Genomic DNA, 26,509 nt, shown 5'->3' on the forward strand with positions numbered 1-26,509 from the left:
TTGGCGCGATCCGGGCCGGGGCCGGCAATGTCGGCGGCGAGCCGTAGGGTGTGAGCACGATGACCCAGACGCCCCTCGCCACCGCCGGCCTGCACGTCCACCACGTGCCCACCGCCGAGCACCTGGTGCCTGCCCTGCGGGCGTGCTGGGCCGCGCCCCGACCCGACGTGCTCGACTTCGACCTGGCAGTGGTTCCCAGCGCCGGCTTCCAGCGCTGGCTGTCCCAGCAGCTCGCCCAGGCCTCGGACACCGCGGGGATCCGGGCCGGGGTCGAGTTCGCCAGCCTCGCCGGACTGCTGCGGCGCCTGGCGGGCGAGGACGATCCCTGGCAGCCCGAGCGCCTGACCTGGCTGCTGCAGCAGATCGTTGCCGAGTCCGGCGATCCGGTGCTGGCCGGGCTGCGCGCGCACCTCGACGCCGCCCGGCAGCCGTGGTCGGCCTGCACCCGCATCGCCCGGTTGTACTCCCGCTACGCCTCCCACCGTCCGGCGATGCTGGCACGGTGGGAGGCCGGTGAGGACGTCGGCCCGCAGGGCGCTCCCCTGGCGCAGGACGCCTGGCAGGCCAGGCTGTGGCGGCTGGCGGCTGCGGAGCTCGGTCACACCCCGCCACAGCGCCGCCGCCAGCTGCTGGACCGGCTGCACGAGGCGCCCTTCCCGGGCCTGCCGGCTCGCGTCGCCGTCCTCGCCCCGCGGCTGGATCCCGGGACAGCCGAGCTCCTGCAGGCCGTGGCCAGCCACCACCGGGTCGATCTGCTCGCCCTCACCCCGAGCCCGTCGCGCTGGCGTCCGTCCGGGCCACCGGTGCTCGCCCGGGCGGAGTTCCGCCGTCCGATCGGGCACCCGCTGAACGACTCCCTCGCCGCGGTGGCCGACGAAACCTGCCTGCTGCTGCCCGAGCCCGATCCCCGCCCGGAGCCGGCGCCGGCGCCGGCGAGCCTGCTGGGCTGGTTGCAGGCCGACCTTCGGGCCGACGTCCCGGGCCCTCGGCGCACGCTGCGTCCGGGCGACGACTCGGTGCAGTTCCATCTCTCCCACGGGCTCGACCGGCAGGTCGAGGTGCTCCGCGAGGTGCTGGCCTCGCTGTTCGCCGGCGATCCCACCCTCGAACCGCGCGAGGTGGCAGTGGTCACCCCGGATGCCGACGCGGTCGCCGCCCTGGTCACCGCCAACTTCGACAGTGGGGCTGCCGCCCATCCGGCGCGGTGGTTCCGGGTGCAGTTGGCGGACCGGTCGGTGGCCCGCGCCAACCCGCTGGTCGGGCTGCTGCTCGACCTGTTGCAGCTGCCCGACAGCCGGCTGGAGGCATCCACCCTGCTCGACCTGGCGGGACAGCCGGCGGTGGCGGCCCGGTTCGGCTTCACCGCCGAGAACCGCGAGCGGCTGGTCGGCCTGGTCGAACGCTCTGGCATCCGCTGGGGACTGTCACCTGCCCAGCGTGCCCAGTTCGGCCTGGACGACTTCCCCCAGAACACCTGGTACGCCGGGATCCAGCGGATGCTGCTCGGCGTGGCGCTGTCGGAGAGCGGTCTGGTCACCGCCGGCACCACGCTGCCGCTGGATGACGTCGACGCCGCCGACATCGACCTGATCGGCGGGCTCACCGAGCTGGTCGGACGGCTGCAGCGCATGCTGGCCGGCTTCGAGGAGGCAGCCACCCCGGTGGTGTGGGCACAGCGCTGCCGGTCGGCCGTCGACGCGTTGGTCCGGCTCGGCCCGGCCGAGCAGTGGCAGCTGGCCGACCTGTGGGCGGGGCTCACCCGGTTCGCCGCCGCCGGCGGCGATCGGACGGCGGCGGCCCGGCCTGCCGTCCAGCGCGCCCTGGCCGAACAATTCGGTGCCACTCCCGCCCGCGGCAGCTTCGGCAACGGTTCGCTGCTGGTCTGTGGGCCCACCTCGCTGCGCCACGTGCCACACCGGGTGGTGGTGCTGCTCGGGTTCGACGCCGAGCGCTTCCCGCGCCGCGGTCGCACCGGCGGCGACGACCTGCTGCGCGACGCCCCGCTGGTCGGCGACCCCGACCGCTCCCTGGCCGACCGGCAACTCCTGCTCGACTACGTCCACGCCGCCCGGGAGAAGCTGGTGGTGGTGGCCCGCGGACGCAGTGAGGCAACCGGCGAGACGGTGCCGCTGGCGGCCCCGCTGCAGGAACTGCTCGACGCTCTGGACGCCACCGCCGCGGGCGCTGCTGCCAGCATCACCCGCCACCACCCGCTGCAGCCCTTCGACCCCGACTACTTCGACCCGGCAGTGCCCGGCCTGGACAGCGTCGACCCGATCGCCTACCGCGGCGCCCGGGCACTGCTGGCGCCCAGGGTACGGCTGCCCGAGGCGGCGACCCTGGCCGACCTCGCCCCCTGGCCGCTGACCTGTGGGGTCGAGCTGGACGACCTGGTCGCCTTCTACAACCACCCGGCCCGCACCCTGCTGCGGCAGCGGGCCGGCCTGACGCTGTCGGAGACCCGCGAGACCACCGACGAGATCCCGATCGAGCTCGACCACCTGGAGCGCTGGCAGATCGGTGACCGGATGCTGCGCCGGATCCTCGCCGGCGACGACCCGCAGGCGGTCAGCCGCGCGGAGTGGCTGCGCGGTTCTGTTCCCCCATTCGACCTCGGGCAGGAAGTGCTGGGCACGGTGCTGGACGACGTCCGCGCGGTGCAGCGCCAGCTTCCGTCCTGGTCTCAGACCGCGCCGGTGGCTCACGACCTGACGCTCACGGTGGCCACCGAGGGACACGGCCCGGTAGCCCTCACCGGCCGGGTGAACAGCCACGACGGCCTGCTGCTGCAGGTGGAGTTCTCCTCCCTCCAGCCCCGGCACCGGCTGGCGACCTGGCTGCGCCTGCTGGCGTTCACCGCCACCGGTCAGGGCGCCGGACGGGCGAGGGTGATCGGGAAGTCGCGGGCCAGCACGCTGGTCGCCCCCTCGCCCCGGCAGGCGGCAGAACTCCTGGGGCGCTACCTCGCGCTCTACGCGATCGGCATGACCCGGCCGCTGCCTGCGCTCCCCCGGCTCTGTGCCCAGTGGGCGGCGCTGCGGGCAGCCGGCCAGGACCCGGCCGATCCCTTCGTCGGCGGCAAGCAGCTCGCCCGCTGCTGGGAATGGGATGCCGACCCGAACTGGAAGGCCTTCTTCAGCTATCCGGCGGTGCTCACCCAGCCCGCCGCCGGGGTCGGCCTGCCGGAGGATGCCGCCGATGAGACGAGTCTGGTCGGTGCCCTCGCGCAGCTGATCTGGCAGCCGCTGCTCGTCGCGGAGGGTGACCGATGACCCGCTACGACCCCGCCGGCCCGCTGCCCACCGGGACGGTCGTGCTGGAGGCCAGCGCCGGCACCGGAAAGACCCATGCGATCGCCGCCATGGCCACCCGTCTGCTGGCCGAAGGGGTGGTGACCGCGCGGACCCTGGCAGTGATCACCTTCACCCGCAGCGCCTCGGGCGAACTCCGCGCCCGGGTCAGGTCCAGGCTGCGGCAGACCGAGCGGCTGCTGCTCGCAGCAGCGGCGGGTGTTCCGCTGCCCCCCGGCGCCGACCCGACCGACCGGCTGCTGGCCGACGGCGGGTCCGCCGAGCTGGAACTGCGGCTGTCGCGGTTGCGGCACGCCCTGGCCGAGCTCGACGCGGCCTCGATCATGACCATCCACGGGTTCTGCCAGGCAGTCCTGGACGAACTCGGCGTCCTCGCCCGGGTCGACCCCGACGCCGAACTGAGCGACGACTTCGGCCTGGCGCTGGACCAACTGGTCGATGACCTCTACCTGCGGCGCTACGCCCGGTCCCGGCCTCCGTTCGACCTGGCCACGGCCCGGCTGGTGTCCCGCCAGGCGGTACAGCGCGGCGACCTGCCGCTGTGGCACCGGGAAGCCTCCGGGGAGGCGCTCGCCCGGGTCGACTTCGCCGGCCAGGTGCGTCGTGAGTTCGCCGCCCGCAAGCAGCAGCGGGGCGCCTTCAGCTACGACGACCAGCTCGCCAGGGTGCGGGACGCCCTCGCCGGCCCGACCGCCGGCGCCGCGCTGGAGCGACTGCGTGCCCGCTGGGAGGCGGTGCTGGTCGACGAATTCCAGGACACCGACGAGCTCCAGTGGCAGATCCTGCAGCAGGCCTTCGCCGGCCATGCCCGGCTGATCCTGATCGGCGACCCGAAACAGGCGATCTACGGCTTCCGTGGCGCTGACATCGCCACCTACACCCGCGCCGTGGCCGGTGCCGGGACCATCCATTCGCTCGACCGCAACCATCGCTGCGATGCTGCTGTGGTCACCGGCCTGAACGCCCTGTTCGCCGGCGTCGAACTGGGCGAGGGCATCGGTGTGCCGGAGGTGACCGCCGTCCACACCGAACGGCGGCTGGTCGGAGACCACGTCCCGGCAGCGGTCCGGCTGCGCTGCCTGACACCGCACGACCCCCTGCCGGCGGCGGAGGCCCGCCGCCGGATCAACGCCGACCTGGTGGCCGAGGTGGTCCGGCTGTTGTCGAGCGGCATCCGCGTGGTCGACCCGGCCGGGGAACGTCCGCTGGCCGCCGCCGACATCGCGGTGCTGGTCAGTTCCAACCGCCGCGGTGCCGCCATCGCCGAGGCACTCTCCCGAGCTGATGTGCCGGCCGCCTTCACCGGTGCCGATTCGGTCTTCGCCAGCCGTGCCGCGCAGGGCTGGCTGACCCTGCTGCGCGCCCTCCAGGACCCGGGCCGGCAGACCATCCGGGCCGCGATCCTGACCGACTTCGTCGGCGGCGACCTCGCCCGGCTGGCGTCGGCCGGCGACGACCAGGTGGCCGAGTGGGGTGCCACCCTGCAGAACTGGTCGCGCATCCTCGATCGTTCCGGGGTGGCTGCCCTGTTCGCTGCCGTCCAGTCCGAGACAACGGCGGAGACCACGATGATGGCCAGGGTGCTGGGCCGCGACGGCGGTGCCCGCGATCTCACCGACTACCGGCACCTGGCCGAGTTGCTGCACGCCCAGCACTCAGCAGGTGTGCGCGGCCAGGCGCTGGTGGCCTGGCTCACCGAGGCGATCGCCACCAGCGACCTGGGAGGTGATCGCACCCGGCGGCTGGAGACCGACCGGCACGCCGTGCAGGTGCTGACCGTCCACAAGGCGAAAGGGCTGCAGTTTCCGGTGGTGCTGGTGCCGCAGGCTGCCGAACTCTGGACCGGCCCCGACGAGGGCAAGCCGCTGGTGTTCTCCACCGCCGGCGAGCGCATGCTCGATCTGGGCGGCAGTGGGGCTCCGGGACGCCCGGCCCGCTACGAGGTGGCCGAACAGGAGAACGCCGCCGACCGGCTGCGGGCGCTCTACGTGGCCGCCACCCGGGCACAGTCGCAGCTCACCTTGTGGTGGGCGCGGACGAAGGTCAACACCGAGACTTCACCCCTGCATCGCCTGCTGTTCCGCGACCGCGACACCGGCGGGGTGCCTGAACCGGGCTACCCGACCGACACCGACCCGGGCAGCCTCCGCTGGCTCGACCAGGCGGGGATCGCCGTGGAGGACTGTGCCACGAGCGGCTCGGTGCGCCTGGCCGACGGCGGCGGGCAGGGTTCGCCGGAGCTGGTAGCGCCAGCGTGGCACCGGGCGATCGACCAACTGTGGACCCGCACCTCCTACTCCGGGCTCACTCAGGCCGTCCACGAGCATCCGCCCACCGGCCTGACGGCAGCCGCGATCCTGGACGACGAACCGACCGGCACCCTGGCCGAAGCTGCCGCCGACGGGCCACCATCACCGATGGCGGCTCTGCCCGGCGGCACCGGCTTCGGCAGCCTGGTGCACGAGGTGCTGGAGCATCTGGATTGGGACACGCCCGAGCCGGACGACCCGGCGGTCTTGGGTGAACGGGTGAGGGCGGCCACCGCCGCGGGGCTGGCGCGGTTCCCCGTCGAGGGCGTGGACGTCACCGCCTTGGCCACCGGCATCCTGCCGAGCCTGCTCACCCCGCTCGGCCGGCTCACCGACGGCCTGGCGCTGCACCAGATCCCGGTCCGCGACCGGCTCAGCGAACTCGACTTCGAGTTCCCGCTCGGCCGGGCCACCACCACGACCAGCCTGGCCGAGGTCGCGGCGCTGGTGCGGCGCCACCTCCCGGCCGGCGACCCACTGGCCGACTACCCGGAGGCGCTCGCCCACCCGGCGCTGACCGGCCAGGTGCTGCGCGGCTTCCTGACCGGCAGTATCGACTCCGTGCTGCGGATCCACACCGGGTCGGGGCCGAGGTTCGTCGTGATCGACTACAAGACCAACCGGATCTCCCCCGACGCCGACCTGCGGCTGGCGCACTTCACCGCGGCGGCAATGACGCAGGAGATGATCCGCACCCACTACCCCTTGCAGGCGATTCTCTACTGCGTGGCGCTGCACCGTTTCCTCACCGAACGGCTCCCCGGCTACCAACCGTCCCGGCACCTGGGCGGGGTCGGCTACCTGTTCGTCCGCGGCATGGCCGGCCCGGGTGTTCCGGAGCCGCAGACCGGGGTGTTCAGCTGGTTCCCGCCCGCGGCCCTGGTCACCGACCTGTCCGACCTGCTCGCCGATCGGGGGCACGATGACCGCCCCTGACCTGGCCACCAGCCTGCGCCCCGGCCTGCTGCTCGACTTCCACGCCACCGGCCTGCTGGGCTGGGGGGACGTCCATGTCGCCCAGAAGGTCGCGTACCTGTACCACGAGACCGACCAGCGGGCGCAGCTCTGGCTCGCGCTGGCGGTCCGTGCGCTGCGCTCCGGGCTGGTCTGTGTCGACCTGCGCCAGATCACCGCGGACAGCTTCGCGTCCGACGAGGAGGCGGTGGTGGTGCCGGCGGAGCTCTGGCCGGAACCGGACGGCTGGCGGCAGGCACTCCTGGCCAGCCCGCTGGTCACCCAGGGTGCCGGTGCGCCGGGCACCCGTCCACTGCGCCTGATCGGTGACCTGCTCTACCTCGAGCGTTACTGGCAGGAGGAATCGGAGGTGGCTGCCGAACTGGTCGCCCGCCGGCAGGCGCCGCTGGCGGCCGTTCCGCTGCAGGCCCTGGCCGGAGCCCGCCGCGAGCTCTTCGGGGAGCTCGTCGACCCCGACCAAGAATTGGCAGCGGTGGTGAGCACGCTGGCACCGGTCTCGGTGATCGCTGGCGGCCCGGGGACCGGCAAGACCACCACGCTGGCGCGCGTGCTCGGCATGGTGGTGCGCAGCCGGGACGAGCTACCCCGGATCGCACTCGCCGCCCCGACCGGCAAGGCCGCCGCCCGGATGGAAGAGGCTCTCGCCGGGGCTCTGCGCGCCCTGCCCGACGATCTGGCAGCCCCGCTGTCGGGGCTGGGTGCCAGGACGATCCACCGGCTGCTGGGCTGGAAGCCGGAGTCCCGCGGCCGCTTCGTCCATGACCGCAGCAATCCACTGCCCTTCGACCTGGTGGTGATCGACGAGGCGTCAATGGTCTCGGTCACCCTGATGGCCAGGCTGCTGGCAGCTCTGCGCCCGCAGGCGCAGCTGGTGCTGATCGGTGATCCGGACCAGTTGGCACCGGTGGACGCCGGCGCGGTGCTCCGCGACATCGTGGAGGCTCCCGGGCCGACCCCGCCGGAGTTGGCCCAGACGCTGGACGCCCTGGGCCTGCCGGCGTCCGGAACGGTGGTGCGGCTGCGCCGCAACTACCGGTCGGTGCCGGCGATCACCGCCCTGGCCGAAGCCGTCCTGGCCCAGGACGTGACGGGCGCGCTGGCCCTGCTGACGTCCTCGGCCGCTGGTGTTCGGCTGGCCTCCACTCCGGCCCAGACCGGATTGCAGGAGACGGTGGTGGCCCACGGGCGAGCGATGATCGAAGCCGCCCGCGCCGGCCACGTGGCACAAGCCCTGCACCAGCTGGAGTTGCACCGGCTGCTGTGTGCGCACCGGCGCGGCCCGTACGGGGTGGCCAGCTGGACCGCCCAGGTCGAACAGTGGCTGCAGGATGCGGTGCCCGGCTTCGATCCGGGCGAACCCTGGTACGCCGGGCGTCCGCTGCTGGTCACCCGCAACGCCCCCGACCTGGGTCTGTACAACGGTGACACCGGCGTCGTGGTTGCCGAACCGGGCGGGTTGCGGGCGCACTTCGCCCGCGGCGACCGGGTGCACTCGATCTCGCCCTTCCTGCTCGACAGCGTGCAGACCGTCCACGCCATGACCGTGCACAAGGCCCAGGGCAGTCAGTTCGACCGGGTCACGCTGGTGCTGCCGCCACCGGAGTCGCCGCTGCTCACCCGCGAACTGCTCTACACCGCCATCACCCGGGCCCGGGACGAGGTCACCCTGATCGGCTCCCCCCAAGCCCTGGCGAAGGCCATCAGCAGCCCCAGCCGCCCGGCAAGCGGTCTGCGAGAACGGCTGTGAGCAGGCCCCGTCCAGCGACCGGCTGAGCTTGCCCGCTCAGCGCAATCGTCCTTCCCGCCAGGCGGTGATCAGCCGGTAGGCCACCGACGTCCGCATCGGCAGCCCAAGGGCACCACTCGACAGCGCCGCCTCGAGTTCGGCGCGGCTGAACCAGCGTGCCTCCGCGATCTCCGCAGGATCCAGGACGATCTCGGTGTCCTCGGTGCGGGCGGTGAAGGCCAGCATCAGCGACCGCGGGAACGGCCACGGCTGGGAGGCGACGTAGCGCAGGTCGAACAGCCGCACCCCCACCTCCTCGAACAGCTCGCGATGGACGGCCTGCTCCAGGGACTCCCCGGCCTCGCTGAAGCCGGCGAAGACCGACCTGCGGTTTCCCTCCCACCCCACATGGCGGCCCAGGAGCAGCCGGTCGTCGGGATCGGTCACTGCCACGATCACCGCGGGATCCACCCGCGGGTACAACTCGCAGCCACAACCCGGACAGCGGCGCGCAAAGCCGCCGCGCTCCGGCTGCGTTGCCGTCCCGCAGCCGCCGCAGAACCTGGCCTGCTCGTGCCAGGCCGCGAGCGCGGCAGCGGTGAACACCACCTGCAGGTCGGTCGGGTCGAGGCCGTCCATCACCTGGCGCAGCCCCACAGACTCGTCCAACTCGGTCGCCACTTCGGCGAACACCGGCACCCCATCGACCAGGCCGAGCAGGAACTGCCGGCCGTCCAGGGCTCCAGCTGGCGCCCGGTAGCCGGGAGCCCCGGCCTTCCAGGCCACCCGCCCGGCAGCCAGCACCGGGATCACGCGGGCACCGGGATGTTCCCACTGGGCCTGCACCCAGCCGGCGTCGCCGCGGTGGTCCTCGGCGCGGTCGAGCAGGCTCGGTGCATCCCAGGCGGAGCCGGGAGTCGGCGGCGAAGACATCACGGGCTCAGGCTATCCCCGCCCGGCAGCCGGGCGGCCAGCGACTCCAACTCGGTACGTCCTCCCAGCCTGGTGGGGCGTAGCACCCGCCCGGAGACCACCTCGTAGAAGACCGCATCGACCTGCTCGACCGGCACCCCCTGCAGTTCGGCCCAGGCCAGCCGGTAGTGCGCCAACTGCAGCGGGTCGGCCCGGCCGGCCTGTCCGGTCTTCCAGTCGACCACCTGGTAGCCGAACCCGTCCGCACCGGGAAACACCGCGTCGATCCGGCCCCGGACCAGCCGACCCGACAGCAGCAAGGTGAACGGCACCTCCACCGCCAGCGGCGCCGCGTCGGCGTACGGTCCGGCCAGGAAAGCCTCCCGCAGAGCGTCATCGACCTCGCCGAACTCCACCTCAAGGTCGTCGACCAGCGGCGCCTGCGCACTGAACCGCTGTTCCAGCCAGCGGTGGAAGCCGATCCCGGCACGCTGCTGTGCCCCGACCAGCCGGGGCATCGGCCGCAGCAGGTCGGCCTCGAAGCCCGCCCGGTCGTGCAGCAGGCGACCGACCCCGGTCACCGAGAGGTAGCTGGGCGCCGGCGCCGGGCGGCGGGCATCCGCCCTGGCCTGGGTGAGCAGGGTCTCGCGCCACCGCTGCCAGCTGGCGAGTTGCTCGGCCAGGTCGAGGTCGGCGGGCGCTGCCGGCTCCTGGCCGGCCCGCAGTTCGGCGAGCGCTTCGGTGACCATTGCCGCCGCTCGGCGTCGCTGCTGCCAGCGCTCGCCGTCGTCCACCACTGGCCAGGGGCTGCCGCCTCCGTCCGGGGCCAGCGGGTTCTGGTCCGGTACCGCCTCGGGTAGCAGGCGGTGGTCGGCGTGCTCGTGCAGCACCGCGAGGTAAGCGGACGGCTGCCGGGGCCGGGTGAGCCCCTCGTCCCACGCGTGGGAGCTGCCGTACAGCCGTCGTCTCGCCCGGGTGACCGCAACATAGGCCAACCGGTCCTCACCCAGCCGGTTGTCCTGTTTCAGCGCCTCGCCGAACCCGGTGACGCCGGCATTGCTGACCTCGGCCAGCTGCGGTACCGCTGCAGCGTCGCCGCGCAGCGGCGCGGGCAGCACGGCCGCGTTGGTCAGCCAGTTGCCGGTCACCCGGTCGCCCGGGAACACCCCGGCGGCCAGTGCCGGCAGGAAGACCACCTCCCACTCCAGGCCCTTCGCCTTGTGCACGGTGAGCAGCTTGACCGAGTCGGCCGCGGAGACCACCGCTTGTTCCAGACCCACGCCGTGGTCGCGCTCGTCCTCCAGCCAGGCCAGCAGCCCTGGCAGCGTCGAGGCATCCTCCAACTCGACGAAGTCGGCCACTGCCCGGACGAAGGTCGCCAACGGGGCCGGATCCTCGCCCTGGGCGAGCAGCTCGACCTCGACCCCGAGGGTGTCGATGATCCGCCGCACCAGATCGACCACCGATTCCGAGGCCGAACGCCGCAGGCCGGCGAACTCCGCGCTGAAGGCCGCGAACCGCTGCCGCGCCGCCGCGCTGTAGCCGGCATCGCCCGGCGACTCCACGGCCTCCAGCAGGCTGGGCTGCGCCGCCGGGTCGGCGCCGGTCAGGACGGCCCGTACGGCGTCGTCCACGGTCGGGTCGTCGGGTGCCTGGGGCCGTCCGGCCAGCTGCCTGGCCCGGCTCCCGAGCAGGGTCAGATCGGCCGGGCCGATCGCCCAGCGCGGCGAGGTGAGCAGCCGGACCAGGGCCGGGTTGTCACACGGGTCGGCAACCAGCCGCAGAGTGGCCACCACCTCGGCCACCGCAGGCAGGTCCAGCAACCCGCCCAGGCCCACGATCTCGACCGGAACCCCGCGGGAGACAAGCTCGGCGTAGACCGCCGCGATCTGCGCGTTCCGCCGGGTGAGCACCGCGATGTCGGACCAGTGCTCGACCTCGCCGGCGTCGTGCTGGCCCACTACCTGGTCGGCCAGCCAGGCCATCTCCTGCGGCCAGGTGGCGAACTCGGCGGTTTCGATCCGTGCCGCCGGGGTGCCGGCCGGGCAGACCAGTTCAAGGTCCAGCCCGGTGGCCGCCAGTTCGGGGATGTCCCGCACTGGCGCGGCCAGAGCGTTGGCAGCGGTCAGGACACGCTGTCCGCTGCGGCGGTTCACCGTCAGGGCGTAGGCCCGCGCGGCAGCGCCGGCCGCGGTCGGGAAATCGGTGGCGAACTGCAGGATGTTGCTGGCCGCCGCCCCCCGCCAGCCGTAGATCGCCTGGCAGGGGTCGCCGACGGCGGTCACCGGATGGCCCCGGCCGTGGCGCGGGTCGGGCCCGGAGAACAGCCCGCGCAGCAGCCGTGCCTGGGCTGCCGAGGTGTCCTGGTACTCGTCCAGCAGTACCACTCCGAACTCCGCCCGCAGGGCCCGCTGGACGCTCGGCAGTTCGGTCGCCAGCCGCGCCGCCTGCGCCAGTTGGTCGGCGAACTCGACGTAGCCCCGTTCGGCCTTCAGCTCCTCGTACCGGGTCACCAGGCTGGCAAGTTCCCGCCGCTCCGCAGTGATCGCCCGCGCCTTGGCCAACGCGGCGTACTCGGCGCCGGTGCGGTTGCGCGGCGCCTGGTCGAGCGCGGTCAGGAACCGCTCGGCGTGCTGGTCGAGGTCGGCCGGCTCGACCAGGTGGGAGCCCAGCTCGGCCGAGAACTCCACCACCAGCGCGGCCACCGAGGCCGGCCGCAGCCGGGTGAGCGACTGCAACGCCGCGGGCGGGTCGGCGACGGCCTGGGCGGCCAGCCTGAACCGCCCGGCTCCGGTCAGGGTGCGCAGCCCGGGCTCGATGCCGAGCAGCAGTCCGTACTCGGCGACCAGCCGGCCCGCGAAGGAGTCGTAGGTGGCGACCAGTTCCTCCCCCGGTTCAGCCTCGTCCTCAGCCAGACCGGCCCTGACCAGGGCGGCCCGCACCCGTCCGGACAGTTCCGCCGCCGCCTTGCGGGTGAAGGTCAGCCCGAGTACCTGCTCGGGCAGGACGGCGCCCGAGCCGACCAGCCACACCACTCTGGCGGCCATCACCGTGGTCTTGCCCGAGCCGGCGCCGGCGATGATCACCCCGGGTTCGAGCGGGGCGGTGATCGCCGCGAGCTGCTGGTCGGAGAATGGGATGCCGAGCAGGCCGGACAGCTGGGCGGGATCCGACAACCTGGTCATTCCACCACCTGCCGACCACGCCCGGACGCCGGGCAGCTGTCGGCGAACCGGCAGCTGCGGCAGTGGCCGCCGGTGGCCGCCGGGTAGCGGCCCGCTGCCACCGTCGCCGCCGCCTGGGCCACCCGGTGGTGGACCCAGGTCGGGTAGCCGGCCTCGTCGGGGCCGGCATCGAGATGAGGACGGGAGCCGAGCGGATCCTGGCCGAGTTCCTTCGGCAGCCAGGGCTGCCGCCGGGCGGGCTCGCGCAGGTACACCACCCGGGCGCCTGCCGCGCCGCTCGCCTCCGGGGCCAGGTGGGCGAAGGCACCCTGTTCGACAGCGAGCTGGTAGATGCCCAGTTGGTCCATCGCGGCCACCTCGGCCGCGGTCGGAACCGTCCGCCCGGTCTTGAAATCGACCACGGCGAGCCGTCCGTCCTCGGTACGCTCCAGCCGGTCGACCTTTCCCGCCACTTCCACCGTGCGGCCGTCCACCTCCAGGCTGACGGTGAATGGCACTTCGACCCCCACCATCCGGGAGGCGCGTCCCTGCTGCCAGGCCAGGTAGCGCTGCAACGCCGCCTCGGCCTCGGCCCGCTCGACCTCCGAGAGCCAGTCGGTCTCGAACCGCAGTTCATTCCAGGCCCGGTCGAGGCTGCCGGCCAGTTCGGACACAGCCAGGTCACCGGCAGCGGCATGTTCGATCAACAGGTGCAGCACCGACCCCAGCGCGGCGCTCGGCCCGGGAACGGCGTCGGCACGGGCCGAGCGGCTCAGGAAGTACCGGCGCGGGCAGGTCAGCAGACCCTCGACCTGGCTCGGACTCAGCCGGATCGGCGTCGCCACCGCTGTCGGGCCGCTGGAGAGCGGCAGTACCCCCCACCAGCGCTGCGGGTCGGCCAGCGGTACCAGCCCCCGGCCGGCCTGGTCGCGGGCATCGGCCAGGATGGCCAGTTCGCGGGCCGCCGCTTCCTGGCGGGCGGGTGACTCCCCGGGTGAGACCAGCACCCGCCGCAGCCCTCCGACCAGGCCGACAAGGGTGACCGGCGCCTCAGCCACCACCGCCGCCGGTGCGACGCCCAGTTCGCTGATGAATCGCGAGGGCTGAGCGGCGTCACCGCCCGGTCCGGCCGCACAACTGACGACCAGGTGTTCGCTGGCCCGGCTGCAGGCGATGAAGAACAGCCTGCGCTCCTCGGCCAGCCGCTCACGCGCCTCCGGCCGCGGGCCGATTCCGGCGCTCAGCAGCCGTGCGGGTTCCAGCACCGCGCTCACTCCGCGGCCGGCCGGCCAGGTGCCTTCCTGCACCCCGGCCACCACAACCAGTCGCCACTGCCTGCCGCGGGAACGGTGAGCGGTCAGCAACGCCACACCCCGGCTGCCCAGCCTGGACTCGCGGGTGCGGTCGGCGGGGATCTGCTGGGCGGCGACCGACCCCAGCAGGGCACGGATGCCGGCCGCGCCGCCGCCCGCCACCTCCGACGCCAGGTCGAAGAAGGCGCTGATCGCGTCCAGGTCGCGATCAGCGCGAGCCTCACCCGCCAGTGCCTCGGCGCGCAGCCGGGACGGCCACCGCGAACCGTTCCACAGCAGCCAGGCGATCTCGTCGGCCCGGCGGCCATCCGCCAGCCCGGCACGGGCGGCGGCCAGCAATCCGGTGAACTCTGCCAGCCGCCGCTGCTGCGGCGTTCCGGCGCCGGTCAGCCACTCCGGGGAGTTCACCGCGGCGGCGAGGGCTTCATCGAAGGTCAGGTGGTGATCCGGATCGGCGGGCCGACTCGCCCGCCACTGCCGCACCAGACCGCGCAGCGCCACCGCGTCCAGGCCCACCAGCGGGGAACCGAGCAGGCCGGTGGCCTGCTGCGGCAGCAACTCACCGCCTAGCACCACCTCCAGCGCGGCCAGCAGCGGGCCCACCGCCGGCTCCTCGGCAAGCGCGATCTCGTCGGCTGCCCGGTCCACCGGGACGCCGGCTGCCGTCAGCTGCCGGGCGATCTCGGACAGCAGGCTGCCACCCGAGCGCACCAGCACCGCCATCTCGCCGTAATCGATGCCCTCCTCCAGCCGAGCCCGCCGCAACCGGACGGCGATCGCCCGCGCCTCGGCAGTCTCGGAATCGCAGAGCTGGACCGCCACCCTGCCCGGCCGCTCGGACGGCAGCGGAGGCGCCCCGCCGGTCGCAACCACCTGTGGCAGCCGGACCGCGATCCGCTGCAGCGCGGCGGCCAGTTCTCCGCCGGCGCGATGGCCCTGTTCGAGTACCACCACCCGCGCCGGGGTGCCGTCAGCGCCGGTGAAGATCGCCGGGAAGTCGGCCGCCACCCGCGGGTGCGCACCCCGAAAGGTGTTCACCGCGGCCTGCGGGTCGGCTGTCGCCAGGAGATCGCCACCGTCTGGCACCAGTGCCCGCAGCAACCCGAGTTGGGCCGGGTCGAGGTCGGTGACGTCATCGACCAGCACCGCGCCGAACCGTGCCCGCACCCGGGTGAGCACGGTCTCGTCCTCCAGCAGCAACCTGACCCGATGGACGAGTTCGGCGTAGTCCAGCACCTGTTCAGCGTCCAGCACGTCGAGGTACTCCTCGAAGAACTGCCCGACCGCCGTCCATTCCGGCAGCTCGGCCGCCGCACCGAAGGCGACCAGGTCGGCCGGGTCGAGCCCCAATTGCCGGGCTCTGGCCAGGACACCGCGCACCTGGCGGGCGAAACCGCGGGTCGGCAGCGCCGGGCGCAATGCCTCGGGCCAGCGCCCACCGGAATCGGCACTCAGCAGTTCCCGCACCCGGAACTCCTGCTCGGGCGCGGTGAGCAGCCGCCAGCCGGCCCGGTCGGAATCCTGGTCGAGCAACGACCTCGCCAGAGCGTGGACGGTAGTCACCGTGAGCTGGGTGGTGCCTCCGGCGGCCAGCGCGATCTGGTTGCGCAGCCGGCTCGCATCCGCCCGGGAGGCCGCCAGCACCAGCGGCGACTCCCCCGTCACCACCCGGTCGACGGCCATCCGGGCGACCAGGCGGGTCTTGCCGGTGCCGGGACCACCCAGCACCAGCAGCGGACCGCTCCACCGCGCCCCGGATTCGACCACCTCGCCTGCCATGCCCCCATGCAATCACGGCGCACCGACAATGCTGGCGCGGGGGACCACGGTGTGCAAAGGTTGAGCGAGCCGCCGTTTCCGCCCGGCCGGGGTAATTTCGACCGGGCGCGCCCGTCCCGGGTCGGTGGCGAGCCCCTGCCGACGACGTCGGGGGGCACGAGTGGAGTAAGGAGAAGTACATGGCGCAGGGAACCGTCAAGTGGTTCAGTGCCGAGAAGGGTTACGGCTTCATCGCCATCCCCGGTGAGGCCCAGGACGTTTTCGTCCACCACACGGCCATCGACGCAAACGGCTTCCGTTCGCTGACCGAGGGCCAGACGGTGGAATTCGACATCACACCGGGCAACAAGGGTCCGCAGGCGGCCAACGTCCGCATCGTCTGAGATCCAGTCCTGTCGGGCCCCATCTGTTCGCAGGTGGGGCCCGTTCCTTCCCGCCCGGGGACCCGACCTACTCAGGGTTACCCCCGAACACACCCGCGGGCCAGTCGAATCCGTCCGGGTCGGCCGGTCCGGGCGGCGCGCCGCCCGCTAGATTGGTGATCTACGCCACGCATCCGGAGAGGCCACTGATGAGCAGTCCCGCACAACCGTCCTCCGGCGCGGCCCAGGCCGCGCCACTGGCTCCGCCGAGCCTGACCCTCACCGCACCCGAGCCCCCTGCGACAGTCACCGCCACCCAGGCACCGGCGATGGCACCGCAGGTTGCCCAGGAGCAGGTTCCGGTCCTGGACGGCAAGGTGGAGGACTTCCTGTCCGCGCTGAACAGCGCAGAGGAGAACTCCCCCACCTTCTCGGCCCAGGCCGACGCCGTTCGCTCGATGGGCGATGCCGACATCCGCAAGGCCGCCGAGACCTCGAACCGGCTGCTGCAGTCCCCGGTCCGCGCCGTCCAGCAGGGCGGGCTCGCCGAGGGCTCGAAGGTGGGTCAGACCCTGCTCGAGCTCCGCCGGACGGTCGAGGCGCTCGATCCCGCCCAGACTCAGGGCAAGAAGGGCTGGTGGAAGAAGCTGCCCTTCGGCGACCAGGTGACCGACTACTTCCGCAAGTACCAGAGCTCGCAGGACCACCTCAACGGCATCCTGCACGCGCTGCGCTCCGGCCAGGACGAGCTGACCAAGGACAATGTCGCGCTCAACATGGAGAAGCAGAACCTCTGGACGGTGATGGGGCGGCTCAACCAGTACGTCTACATCGCCGAGCGGCTGGACGCCAAGCTGTCCGCTCAGATCGCCGAACTGGAGATCACCGACCCGGAGAAGGCCAAGGCGCTGAACCAGGACGTGCTGTTCTACGTCCGGCAGAAGCACCAGGACCTGCTCACCCAGCTCGCCGTCTCGATCCAGAGCTATCTGGCGATCGACATCATCATCAAGAACAACATCGAGTTGATCAAGGGCGTCGACCGGGCGTCCACCACGACGGTGTCGGCCTTGCGGACGGCGGTGATCGTCGCCCAGGCGCTCGGCAACCAGAAGCTGGTGCTCGACCAGATCACCGCGCTGAACACCACCACCTCGGGCATGATCCAGCGCACCTCGGAGATGCTGAAGGAGAACTCGGCGCAGATCCAGGAACAGGCCGCCTCCTCCACGATCGGCATCGAACAGCTGCAGGCAGCCTTCGCCAACATCTACGCCACGATGGATTCGATCGACCAGTTCAAGCTGCGGGCGCTGGACACCATGGCCGCCACGATCGGCACCCTGGAGGCCGAGGTGGTCAAGAGCCGGGAGTACCTGGACCGGGTCGCCGCGCAGGACAGCCGCGCCGAGCAGTTGCCCACCATCAGCATCGACAAGTGATCTAGAGAACAGATGGGCTTCTGGGATTGGCTGCGCGGCCGGGACGAGGAACCGTCCCCGGCCGCGTCGGCTCCGCCGCTGGCGACCGCGCCGACCCCGCAGGACATCGCCGCGTCGCTGGCCTCGGTGGAGACCCTGGTCGCCGACCCGCAGATTCCCGGCGTGGTGCGCTCCCGGGCGCAGCGGGTGACCGACGCGGTACGGCGTACCCTGCCCCGGCTGGACCGGCTGGGCACCGACAGTTACGACTCCTATTCGGTGGTGGCGACCGCCACCGACTACCTGCCCGAGGCGATCGGCGCCTACCTGCGGCTGCCCCGGGACTGGGCCGACTCCCGTCCGATCGAGGCCGGCAAGACCTCGCTGATGCTGCTGATCGACCAGCTCGACCTGCTCGGCACCACCATGGACAAGATCTACGACGCCGCCAACCGCACCGACGCCGAGGCCCTGATCGCCCACGGCAGGTTCCTGCAGGAGAAGTTCGGCCACGGTTCCACGGCGACGCCCGCACCGACGCCGCCACCCGAACCGTCCGCCAACCCGCTTGACCTGGGGCATCCATGAGCAACGACCAACTCCGCAGGGCCGTGGCCACCCTCGAAGCAGCGGCCGCCAAGGCCGGCATCGATCCGGCGCTGGCCGCCGACGACGCCCGCGTCCTGAGCGCAGCGGTTGCGGAGTCGAACCGGGGCGCCTATCTCGACTGGTGCACCGCGTTCGGCCTGCCGCCCGCGGCTGCCCCGTTCTACGACGCGGTGACCCGCGGCCGGCGCTACCGCGGCGCCCCCACCAGCACCGCCTCCCTGGCCCTGGCCACCGGCGGCAGGGCGGCCAAGGCCTACACCCGGGCGCTGGTCGAGGTCTGCACCGCTGCCGCTCTGCTGGGCGAGCCCGGCCCGGCCAGCATGGGTGCCGCCCAGTTGGCTGCCGCCGCCCAGGCAGGGGGCAGCGGACGGACGGCGCCCCCGCCCGCCACCCTGGTCGACGCCGAGCGCCGGGCCTTCGAGGCGAACGCACCGGGCATCCTGGCCGACGTGCTCTCCCGGCTGAACGAATCGAACCAGCGGTTGCAGGAGTCCAACCAGCGCCGGCTGGACCTCAACCCGGCCGATCCGCTCACCCCGGGTGCCATTCCCGGTCTGCCGGGATCCGGCTCTCCGCAGACCACCTCCGCGCCTGCCCCGGTCGCGGCCCAGGAAGCACCGGTGGCGACCTCCCCCGAGTCGCCCGCCGAGCCCGAGAAGTCGGTGGAGGAATGGCTCGCCGAACTCGACGACCTGGTCGGCCTGGGCGGGGTGAAGACCGAGATCCATCGCCAGACCGCGATCCTGCGGGTGGACGCCCTGCGGGCCAAGGCAGGGCTGAAGTCCGCCACCATCACCCGCCACCTGGTCTTCACCGGCAATCCCGGCACCGGCAAGACCACTGTCGCCCGGATGGTGGCAGGCATCTACAAGGCGATTGGCCTGCTCTCCAGGGGCCAACTGGTCGAGGTCGACCGGTCCGAACTGGTCGCCGGCTACCTCGGCCAGACAGCGATCAAGACTGCCGAGGTGGTGGGCCAGGCGATCGGCGGGGTGCTGTTCATCGACGAGGCCTACTCGCTCAACGGCGACCAGTACGGCGAGGAGTCGATCAACACCCTGGTCAAGGAGATGGAGGACCACCGCGACGACCTGGTGGTGATCGTCGCCGGCTACACCGGTCCGATGACCGGGTTCATCGCCAACAACCCCGGTCTGGCGAGCCGCTTCCGCACCACCATCGAGTTCGCCGACTACACCGACGCCGAACTGCTGGCGATCTTCACCCAACTGGCCACCAAGGCCGACTACGACCTCGCCGAGGGCTGCACCGCGGAGTTCACCCGGCAGCTGTCCCGCGAGTCGCGGGACGAGACCTTCGGCAACGGACGCTGGGCTCGCAACCTGTTCGAAGCCGCGATCGGCCGGCACGCCTGGCGGCTGCGCGAGATCACCGAGCCCAGTCTGGCCGAACTGCGCACCCTGGTTCCCGGCGATCTCGCCGGCGACCCGGAGCCGGCGGTCGACTGGGGGTCGCCGGCGGCTGCGCCGGCCCTGGAGGAGTCCACGACCACGACAGCGTCCGGGGAGCCCGCTTCATGAGCAACCCCGTCAGCCCGGCCCCGGCCGCCGGCACCGAGCGGCCGGCGGCTGCTCCCACGCCCGCGACCGGTAACCCTCGGCTGACCACCACAGCCAGCCGCGCTCAGGAACTGATCACCGGGCGCGGCAGCGCCACCACGCCGCGGCGGTTGCGGCTGGCCCGCCTCGGCCTGACCATCGTCGCCGGGGTGCTGCTGGCCGGCGCCATCGTCACCGCCGTGGTGTTGGGGGATCAGCAGCAGCAGGCCGATGTCCACGCCACCCAGTACGTCCGGGCCGAGTCGATCCAGAGCGACCTGCTGCGTGCCCACGGGGCCGCTGCCGCCTCGTCAGTCCAGTCCTCGGACGAGACGGCCAAGGCGCTCTACGAGACCTCGGTCGATGCCCGGACGCAGGCCGCCTGGACCCTGCTGGAGATCACCGAGGCCGGCACCGACAACGCCGATGTGCTGTCGGCGATCAGCGCCTCCCTGGTGCGCTACGGCAACGCCCTGGAGCGAGCCAGTTCCCAGCGCGGCAGCGATGCCGCCCGCGCCAGCCTCGGCGAGGCCTACGAGGTACTGACCACGGATCTGCTCCCCCAGCTCGCGGCCGTGCAGACCGGGCACGGTCAGGCCTCCTCCAGCACCGTGCCCTGGTGGATGTGGCTGCTGCCGGTTCTCGGCTGGCTTGCGGCGGCGGCGATCCTCGTGGTCTCGGTCTCTGTCGCCCGCTCCAGCCACCGGGTGGTGAACCTCGGCCTGGCGGTCTCGCTGATCGCGACCGTCACGGTGGCGGTCTACTCCGGCTCGGTCCTGGTCGGAGCCGGTGTCGACGGGATCGGTGAGCCGGTGGCGCGGGCGGATGCCCTGTCCAGCTACCGGAACACGGCGGTCTCCGGCTACGCCCAGCTCGCGAACGGTGTCGCCACCCGCACCTGGACCGCTGCCGACACCACTGCTCTGGCCGAGGTTCTCGGCCAGGCCACCACCGGGCTCGACCCGGAACAGGACGAAACCCTGATCACGCTGGCGTCCTCGCTCGACACCCGCACCGCGAAGATCGCCAGCTCTGCCACCGCCGGGGACTGGGCAACCGCAGAGAAGGCGCTCACCGCCACGGGCACGGACTCTCTGGAAGGTCTCGCGGCCGCGCTGATCGACGCCGCCGACAGCAAGCTCACCGGCGCTCTCACCGACGTCCACCAGGCAGTCGCCCTGCAGGACAACGAGGTGGCCGGCTTCGGTGTGATCGCTGCCCTGGCCGCCCTGGTGGCCGGGCTGACCGCCATCGCCGGCCTCCACCAGCGTCTCAAGGAGTACCGATGACCACCGTCATGCCGGAACCTCCCGGCCAGCTCGGGGTCGCCGCCCGGCCCGCCGACATGCTCGCCTGGCTGGGCAGGCTGGACGCCTGGCTCGCCCAGCGCCGCGCCGAGCTCGACGCCCTGGACGCCGAGGTCGTCAGTGCCGGACGGCAGGCCGAGCTGACCGGCGAGATCACCCTCGCGCTGGCCCTGTGGCAGGCGGTCAAGACCCGGCAGGATCTCATCCTGCGCACCTGGGACTCCGGCCGGGTCGGCCAGGTGGAGTTGGAGCGGCTCTCCGGCCTGATCTTCGGCCGCCTGGACACCGCCGGCGCCCCGGTCGACCAGCTGCGCTCGATGGCGGTCTCGCTGCCGGAGGCGGGCAAACTCTGCGATGCCCTGGTCGCCCAGCTGCGCACCCGGCTCAACACCGATCCCAACGCCGAGCAACAGCTGATCCGGCTGCGCGACCTGCGCGCCCAACTGGAACGCATCCGCGACCAGATCGCCCTCGAGCCCCCGACACAGCAACCCCCGGCCCACGCCCGGCTCACCGGGCTCGCCGGCCGGGTCGAGGAACTGGACGCCAAGCGCCGCCGCGGCGGCGACATCGGCGGGATGCTCGGCCCACTGGAGATCGACGCCGCCCACTACGAGCGCGATCTCATCGTGGGGGCAGCCCAGCGCCGCGAGGCCAGGGATCTGGTCACTCGTGCCCGCGAACTGAGCACCACCCTGGCAGCCAACGAACAGGCCGTGCAGCAACTCGCCCAGACCACCGCTGCCCAGGTGTGGCCACTGCCGGGCACGCCGATCCCCTCGCTCGCCGCGCTCGGCCCGATGCCGAACACGAAGGACGCCCTGACCTCCTACCTCGCCGCGCTGGACGACTACGCCCGCAGTCTCGATGTCGCCCACCGCGACTTCGCCGCCGCGCTCAACCAGGCCGAGCAGGCCGAGGACCTGCTGGAGGCCCTGGCCGCCAAGGCCCGCAGTCTGGGCCACGCCGACGACGCCACGCTGGCCGCCATCGCCGCTCTCGCCCAGAGCCAGTTCGACGACCCGGCACCCACCGTGATCCCGGTCGTGAACCACCTGCTGGCCGCCTACTCCGAACGGCTTGGCTACCTCAAGACCCCCTCCGGAGCGCGTCCATGAAGTGTCAGCAACCGGGCTGCACCGGCACCATCGTTGACGGCTACTGCGACGTCTGCGGACTCCCGCCCGCACCGGGCACGATGCCGGTCGGTCGCGGGGTGCCGGGGTCACGTCCCTCCACCAGCGCGAGCGGTCCGTGCCGCCGTCCGGGCTGCAACGGCCGGATCGTCGACGGCTACTGTGACGTCTGCGGGCTCCCGCCCCAGGACCCGGGGGACGCGCCCAGCGTCCCCACCGGCAGTTCGCTCACCCGGGCGTCCAGCCAGCTGGGTTCCACCGCGCTCGGATCGGCCCGGGCCAGCTCCTTCGGGACCGCAGCCGTGCGCCGGCGTCGCACCACCCGGACGAAGTCGGGACGGATCGGCGCCGGCCTCACCTACGTCCCCCCGGCCCCGGCCATCGACCCGTCCAAGGCCATCCTGGTCGACCCGGTGGTGCCCGAGGAGCAGCGGGTCTGTCCCCGCTGCGGTGCGAAGGTCGGCCAGTCCAGCACCGTCGGGTCCGGACGCAGCGAGGGTTTCTGCCCCAACTGCGGGGCCGCCTACTCGTTCACCGCCAAGCTCGCCCCCGGCGAAGTGGTGGCCGGCCAGTACCAGGTCGAGGGTGCGCTCGCCCACGGCGGCATGGGCTGGATCTATCTCGCCCGCGACCTCAACGTCTCGGGCCGTTGGGTGGTGCTCAAGGGGCTGCTCAACGCCGGTGACTCCGACGCCCTGGCCGCCACCATCAGCGAGCAGCAGTTCCTGGCCCGGGTCGAGCACCCGCTGATCGTCGAGATCTACAACTTCGTCACCCATGACGACGCCGGCTACATCGTGATGGAGTACGTCGGTGGGCGCTCGCTCAAACAGCTGCTCAAGCAGCGCCGCACCGCCAACCACGACGAGCCCGATCCGCTGCCGGTGGACCAGGCGCTGGCCTTCCTGATCGAGATCCTGCCGGCGTTCAGCTATCTGCACGACCTCGGCCTGCTCTACTGCGACTTCAAGCCCGACAACGTCATCCAGGTCGGGGACTCGCTGAAGCTGATCGATCTGGGCGGGGTCCGGCATATCGGCGACGAGGAGTCGGCGATCTACGGCACGGTCGGCTTCCAGGCCCCCGAGGTGGCCACCGCCGGGCCGTCGATCGCCTCCGACATCTTCACCATCGGGCGCACCCTGATGGTGCTCTGCGCCGACGTTCCCGGCTACCAGACCAGCTATGAGTTCAAGATCCCGCCGATCGACGAGCTCCCGCTGATCGCCCAGCACGACTCGGTCTACCGGCTGCTGCTGAAGGCCTGCGCCCCCGACCCCAATGACCGGTTCACCACCGCCGAGGAACTCCGCGTCCAGCTGCTGGGCGTGCTCCGCGAGGTGGTCTCCACCAAGGCCGCCGGGGTGGCGAACACCGCTGCCGCCTCGACGCTCTTCGGGGTTCCGACGGTCGCCGGCGACCGGTTCAGCTGGCGGCAGCTGCCGCGGCTGCGGGTGGAGCCCAACGACCCCGAGGAGCGTCAGTTCGAGCGCGCCTACGAGGCCCTCGAGGCGGAGAACGTCGCCGGCCTGGACGCCATCGTCCAAGCCATGCTCACCGCCGATCCGTGGGAGTGGCGGGCGGTCTGGCTGGCCGGGCTGGGTGCCCTGGCGCAGAAGGACCACACCACCGCGCAGTCCTCCTTCAACGCGGTCTACGGCCAGGTGCCCGGCGAGCTCGCGCCCAAGCTGGCGCTGGCGGTCGCCTGCGAACTCGGCAACGAACCGGAACTGGCGGAAACCCTCTACCGGGTCTGCGGTTCGACCGACGCGAACTATGTCACCCCGGCCGCCTTCGGCCTGGCCCGGGTACGGTCAGCGCAGGGCGACATCGACGGCGCCATGGCCGCCCTGGAACTGGTCCCCAGCACCTCACGTGGATATCCCGAGTCGCAGCGGCTACGGGCCACCACCCTGGCGTCCCGGGCAGGCGACCCGGACACGATCAGCCAGGCTCTCACCGCCCTCGGCAACGCCCGGCTCGACCCACAGGCCGCGGCCGAGCAGGAGCAGCAGCTCTACCAACGCGCACTCGCCCTGGCCAAGGGCGGCTCGCTGCGCCTGGGCGGACGAGACCTCAGCACCGCGCAGCTGCGGGACCTGCTGGAACAGACCTACCGCAAGCGGGCCAGGCTGGCCGAGGACGCCGACACCCGCGCCAGCTTCATCGACCTGGCCAACTCGATCCGACCGTGGAGCCTGCTGTGAGCGAATCCGACCAGCCCTGGCCACTCTTCGACAGCGGCGGCCCGGCCCCCAGCCCGGCGACCGGTGGACGGTGCCCGGTCTGCACCTACCCGGTGACCGCCTGGGCCAGCTTCTGCGAGGGTTGCGGCGCCCCACTGCTTCCCACCGAACCACCGCCGCTGACCGAGCCGTCGACCGGCGGCTCCACCCAGACCCGCCGCCTCGGAGTCGCCGCGGCAGCACCGGCCTGTCCGCAGTGCGGTGGCAGCATCGGACCGGACGGCTACTGCCTCACCTGCGGCGCCAAGGCGCCCAGCCCCGGCGACCACCTGGAGGCCTCCCCCGCCGGCTGGGTGGCCGGAGCCTGCGACCGCGGCCTGGTCCACCATCGCAACGAGGACGCCATGGCGTTGTGGGCCGACGCCGACCTGCCACGGGCCGTGCTGGTGGTCTGCGACGGCGTCTCCACCTCCGACCAGGCCGATGTCGCCTCGCTGGCCGGCGCCGAGCGTGCCTGCGAGGTACTGGTCGACGCTGTCGAGACCGAAGCCGCCGCCTCCCTCGAAGCTGCCCTGGTGCGGGCCGCCGCCGAGGCGAACACGGCCATCGCGGAGGCGACCTCCGCCGACTCCGAGAACGCCGGTTCGGCCACCTTCGCCGCGGCGGTGGTCGCCGACGGTGCGGTCCACTACGCCAACCTCGGCGACTCCCGGGTGTACTGGCTGGCCGCCGAGGAGCAACTCCTGCTCAGCACCGATGACTCGGTGGCCCAGGCCTTCATCGACCAGGGCATGTCCCGCGGGGAGGCCGAGGCGATGCCGTCCGCGCATGCGATCACCCGCTGGCTGGGACGCGATGCCGAGTCGGTGGTGCCCCGGACCGGGGTGTTCCGTCCGTCCGGTCCGGGCTGGCTGCTGGTCTGCACCGACGGCCTGTGGAACTACGCCTCGGAGCCGTCCGCGCTGGCTGCCCAACTCGCTGCCGCAGCAGCCGAGGACGATTCTCCGCTGCCGCTGGCCCGCCGGCTGGTGGTGTGGGCCAACGCCCAGGGCGGCCACGACAACGTGACGGTCGCGCTCGCCCGGCTGACCGGAGCGGTACCGGACTCGGGTAGCCTCGCCGGTGAACAGCGCGAAGGAACAGAAGGAGAACGACACGATGGCTGAGTTCACGTCCGCCGTCTACCAGAACGAGTACCTGCCCGACGGCGGGACGGACGTCAACGCGATCATCACGATCTCCTGCACCGGCGCCGGCTCGGCCGGCCAGACCGGCAGCGGGGACGCCGGCGAGATCATCATCGTCGACACCTCCGGCTCGATGGGGCAGTCGAACATGAACGCCGCCAAGCAAGCCGCGATGGCGGCCCTCGACCACATCCTCGACGGCACCTACTTCGCCGTGGTCGCCGGCAACCACAAGGCCTATCTGGCCTATCCGATGGTGCAGACCGGGGCCGGCATGGTCCGGATGGACGCCCGCACCCGCGCCGAGGCACGCCGTGCGATCAGCTTCTTCCGCGCCGACGGCGGCACCGCGATGGGCACCTGGCTGAACCTGGCCAAGGCGCTGTTCGCCTCGGTCGGCCCGTTGGCGAACAAGCACGCCATCCTGCTCACTGACGGTGAGAACCACAATGAGACCCAGGCCCAGCTGGATGCCGCGATCGCCGCCTGCGTCGGGCAGTTCCAGGTGGATGCCCGCGGCGTCGGCGTGGACTGGAAGGTGGCCGAGATCCGCAAGATCGCCCAGGGGATGCTCGGCACCGTCGACATCATCCCGAACCCGCAGCAGCTGGGCCAGGTGTTCGCCGACCTGATGCGCACCTCGATGTCGCGAGGGGTTTCCAGTGCCGATCTGCGGGTGTGGATCCCGCAGGGCGCGCAGGTGCAGTTCGTCCGGCAGGTCTCGCCCACCGTGGAGGACCTCACCCACCGCGGCACGCCGGTCAACCAGCTCACCATGAGCTATCCGACCGGGTCGTGGGGGGACGAGGAGCGCGACTACCACGTCGCGATCCGGCTGGCCGCCAAGTCGATCGGCCAGGAGCAACTGGCGGCCAGGGTGCAGCTCGCGGTCGGCAACGAGCTGCTGACCCAGGGTCTGGTGAAGGCCAAGTGGTCGGCTGACACCAACCTCACCGCGCAGATCAACCCCGAGGTGGCCCACTACACCGGCCAGACCGAACTTGCCCAGGTGATCCAGGAGGGGCTGGCCGCCCAGGCGGCCGGGGACGAGGCCGGTGCGACCACCAAGCTCGGCCGTGCCGTCCAGCTCGCCACCGAGACCGGAAATGCCGAGGCAACCGCCAAATTGCGGAAGGTCGTCGACATCGCCGACGCGCGCACGGGTACCGTTCGACTCAAGAAGACGGTGGACAAGGCCGACGTGATGGCCCTGGACACCGCCTCGACCAAGACGACACGAATCAGGGGCTGAG

General features: G+C 72.3%; 15 protein-coding genes. 12 read left to right on the forward strand and 3 right to left on the reverse strand.

The genetic code is table 11. From position 1 onward, the window contains the following. The first annotated feature begins 59 nt into the window (after positions 1 to 59). Genes VB080_RS06875 through recD form a run of 3 tightly spaced genes read left to right on the forward strand, consistent with a single transcriptional unit; the run spans position 60 to position 8,342 of the window. Complete coding sequence (locus VB080_RS06875; RefSeq protein WP_323417695.1) at positions 60 to 3,272, forward strand: exodeoxyribonuclease V subunit gamma; 3,213 nt, start codon at positions 60 to 62, stop codon at positions 3,270 to 3,272. Next, entirely contained in the window at positions 3,269 to 6,556 is a 3,288-nt protein-coding gene (locus VB080_RS06880; protein WP_323417696.1) for a UvrD-helicase domain-containing protein, read from the forward strand. The genes VB080_RS06875 and VB080_RS06880 overlap by 4 nt, the downstream gene beginning before the upstream one ends. Continuing rightward, on the forward strand, positions 6,543 to 8,342 hold the full coding sequence (gene recD / locus VB080_RS06885) for an exodeoxyribonuclease V subunit alpha (RefSeq protein WP_323417697.1): 1,800 nt from the start codon (positions 6,543 to 6,545) through the stop codon (positions 8,340 to 8,342). Before VB080_RS06880 ends, recD begins: the two co-directional genes overlap by 14 nt. A 36-nt stretch (positions 8,343 to 8,378) precedes the next feature. Here recD and nudC read toward each other — a convergent pair whose 3' ends face one another. The 3 genes from nudC to VB080_RS06900 are packed head-to-tail and all read right to left on the reverse strand — an operon-like array spanning position 8,379 to position 15,489. Further along, on the reverse strand, positions 8,379 to 9,254 hold the full coding sequence (nudC, locus tag VB080_RS06890; RefSeq protein ID WP_323417717.1) for an NAD(+) diphosphatase: 876 nt from the start codon (positions 9,252 to 9,254) through the stop codon (positions 8,379 to 8,381). Next, on the reverse strand, positions 9,254 to 12,418 hold the full coding sequence (locus tag VB080_RS06895) for an ATP-dependent DNA helicase (protein WP_323417698.1): 3,165 nt from the start codon (positions 12,416 to 12,418) through the stop codon (positions 9,254 to 9,256). Before VB080_RS06895 ends, nudC begins: the two co-directional genes overlap by 1 nt. After that, positions 12,415 to 15,489 carry an ATP-dependent DNA helicase gene (locus VB080_RS06900; protein WP_323417699.1) on the reverse strand — a complete coding sequence of 1,025 codons (3,075 nt, stop codon included), beginning with the start codon at positions 15,487 to 15,489 and terminating at the stop codon, positions 12,415 to 12,417. The genes VB080_RS06895 and VB080_RS06900 overlap by 4 nt, the downstream gene beginning before the upstream one ends. A 179-nt stretch (positions 15,490 to 15,668) precedes the next feature. On the opposite strand from VB080_RS06900, the gene VB080_RS06905 reads away from it, so the two are divergent. The 9 genes from VB080_RS06905 (at position 15,669) to VB080_RS06945 (ending at position 26,508) form a co-directional block, all read left to right on the forward strand. Further along, entirely contained in the window at positions 15,669 to 15,872 is a 204-nt protein-coding gene (locus VB080_RS06905) for a cold-shock protein (protein ID WP_323417700.1), read from the forward strand. A 188-nt stretch (positions 15,873 to 16,060) separates the two neighbouring features. After that, positions 16,061 to 17,293: a toxic anion resistance protein gene (locus tag VB080_RS06910; RefSeq protein WP_323417701.1), complete on the forward strand. Its 1,233-nt coding sequence runs from the start codon at positions 16,061 to 16,063 to the stop codon at positions 17,291 to 17,293. A gap of 12 nt (positions 17,294 to 17,305) precedes the next feature. Next, entirely contained in the window at positions 17,306 to 17,860 is a 555-nt protein-coding gene (locus VB080_RS06915) for a hypothetical protein (protein WP_323417702.1), read from the forward strand. Beyond that, positions 17,857 to 19,422 (forward strand): AAA family ATPase, encoded by a 1,566-nt coding sequence (locus VB080_RS06920; RefSeq protein WP_323417703.1) that lies wholly within the window; start codon positions 17,857 to 17,859, stop codon positions 19,420 to 19,422. The genes VB080_RS06915 and VB080_RS06920 overlap by 4 nt, the downstream gene beginning before the upstream one ends. After that, positions 19,419 to 20,729, forward strand: coding sequence for a hypothetical protein (locus tag VB080_RS06925; RefSeq protein ID WP_323417704.1), 1,311 nt, complete (start codon positions 19,419 to 19,421; stop codon positions 20,727 to 20,729). The genes VB080_RS06920 and VB080_RS06925 overlap by 4 nt, the downstream gene beginning before the upstream one ends. After that, positions 20,726 to 21,865: a hypothetical protein gene (locus VB080_RS06930; RefSeq protein ID WP_323417705.1), complete on the forward strand. Its 1,140-nt coding sequence runs from the start codon at positions 20,726 to 20,728 to the stop codon at positions 21,863 to 21,865. Before VB080_RS06925 ends, VB080_RS06930 begins: the two co-directional genes overlap by 4 nt. Beyond that, positions 21,862 to 24,090, forward strand: a complete 2,229-nt coding sequence (locus VB080_RS06935; protein ID WP_323417706.1) for a serine/threonine-protein kinase — start codon at positions 21,862 to 21,864, stop codon at positions 24,088 to 24,090. Before VB080_RS06930 ends, VB080_RS06935 begins: the two co-directional genes overlap by 4 nt. Then, positions 24,087 to 25,235, forward strand: a complete 1,149-nt coding sequence (locus tag VB080_RS06940; RefSeq protein WP_323417707.1) for a PP2C family serine/threonine-protein phosphatase — start codon at positions 24,087 to 24,089, stop codon at positions 25,233 to 25,235. The genes VB080_RS06935 and VB080_RS06940 overlap by 4 nt, the downstream gene beginning before the upstream one ends. Beyond that, positions 25,228 to 26,508, forward strand: a complete 1,281-nt coding sequence (locus tag VB080_RS06945; protein ID WP_323417708.1) for a VWA domain-containing protein — start codon at positions 25,228 to 25,230, stop codon at positions 26,506 to 26,508. Before VB080_RS06940 ends, VB080_RS06945 begins: the two co-directional genes overlap by 8 nt. Position 26,509 lies beyond the last annotated feature (1 nt).

This window comes from Propionicimonas sp. (assembly GCF_034927565.1).
GTDB lineage: Bacteria > Actinomycetota > Actinomycetes > Propionibacteriales > Propionibacteriaceae > Propionicimonas.

Coding starts and splice junctions, on each gene's coding strand:
- VB080_RS06895 (WP_323417698.1), bottom strand. CDS start 12,418: ATGACCAGGTTGTCGGATCCCGCCCAGCTGTCCGGCCTGCTCGGCATC.
- VB080_RS06880 (WP_323417696.1), top strand. CDS start 3,269: ATGACCCGCTACGACCCCGCCGGCCCGCTGCCCACCGGGACGGTCGTG.
- VB080_RS06920 (WP_323417703.1), top strand. CDS start 17,857: ATGAGCAACGACCAACTCCGCAGGGCCGTGGCCACCCTCGAAGCAGCG.
- VB080_RS06935 (WP_323417706.1), top strand. CDS start 21,862: ATGAAGTGTCAGCAACCGGGCTGCACCGGCACCATCGTTGACGGCTAC.
- VB080_RS06930 (WP_323417705.1), top strand. CDS start 20,726: ATGACCACCGTCATGCCGGAACCTCCCGGCCAGCTCGGGGTCGCCGCC.
- VB080_RS06945 (WP_323417708.1), top strand. CDS start 25,228: ATGGCTGAGTTCACGTCCGCCGTCTACCAGAACGAGTACCTGCCCGAC.
- VB080_RS06900 (WP_323417699.1), bottom strand. CDS start 15,489: ATGGCAGGCGAGGTGGTCGAATCCGGGGCGCGGTGGAGCGGTCCGCTG.
- nudC (WP_323417717.1), bottom strand. CDS start 9,254: ATGTCTTCGCCGCCGACTCCCGGCTCCGCCTGGGATGCACCGAGCCTG.
- VB080_RS06875 (WP_323417695.1), top strand. CDS start 60: ATGACCCAGACGCCCCTCGCCACCGCCGGCCTGCACGTCCACCACGTG.
- VB080_RS06915 (WP_323417702.1), top strand. CDS start 17,306: ATGGGCTTCTGGGATTGGCTGCGCGGCCGGGACGAGGAACCGTCCCCG.
- VB080_RS06925 (WP_323417704.1), top strand. CDS start 19,419: ATGAGCAACCCCGTCAGCCCGGCCCCGGCCGCCGGCACCGAGCGGCCG.
- VB080_RS06905 (WP_323417700.1), top strand. CDS start 15,669: ATGGCGCAGGGAACCGTCAAGTGGTTCAGTGCCGAGAAGGGTTACGGC.
- recD (WP_323417697.1), top strand. CDS start 6,543: ATGACCGCCCCTGACCTGGCCACCAGCCTGCGCCCCGGCCTGCTGCTC.
- VB080_RS06910 (WP_323417701.1), top strand. CDS start 16,061: ATGAGCAGTCCCGCACAACCGTCCTCCGGCGCGGCCCAGGCCGCGCCA.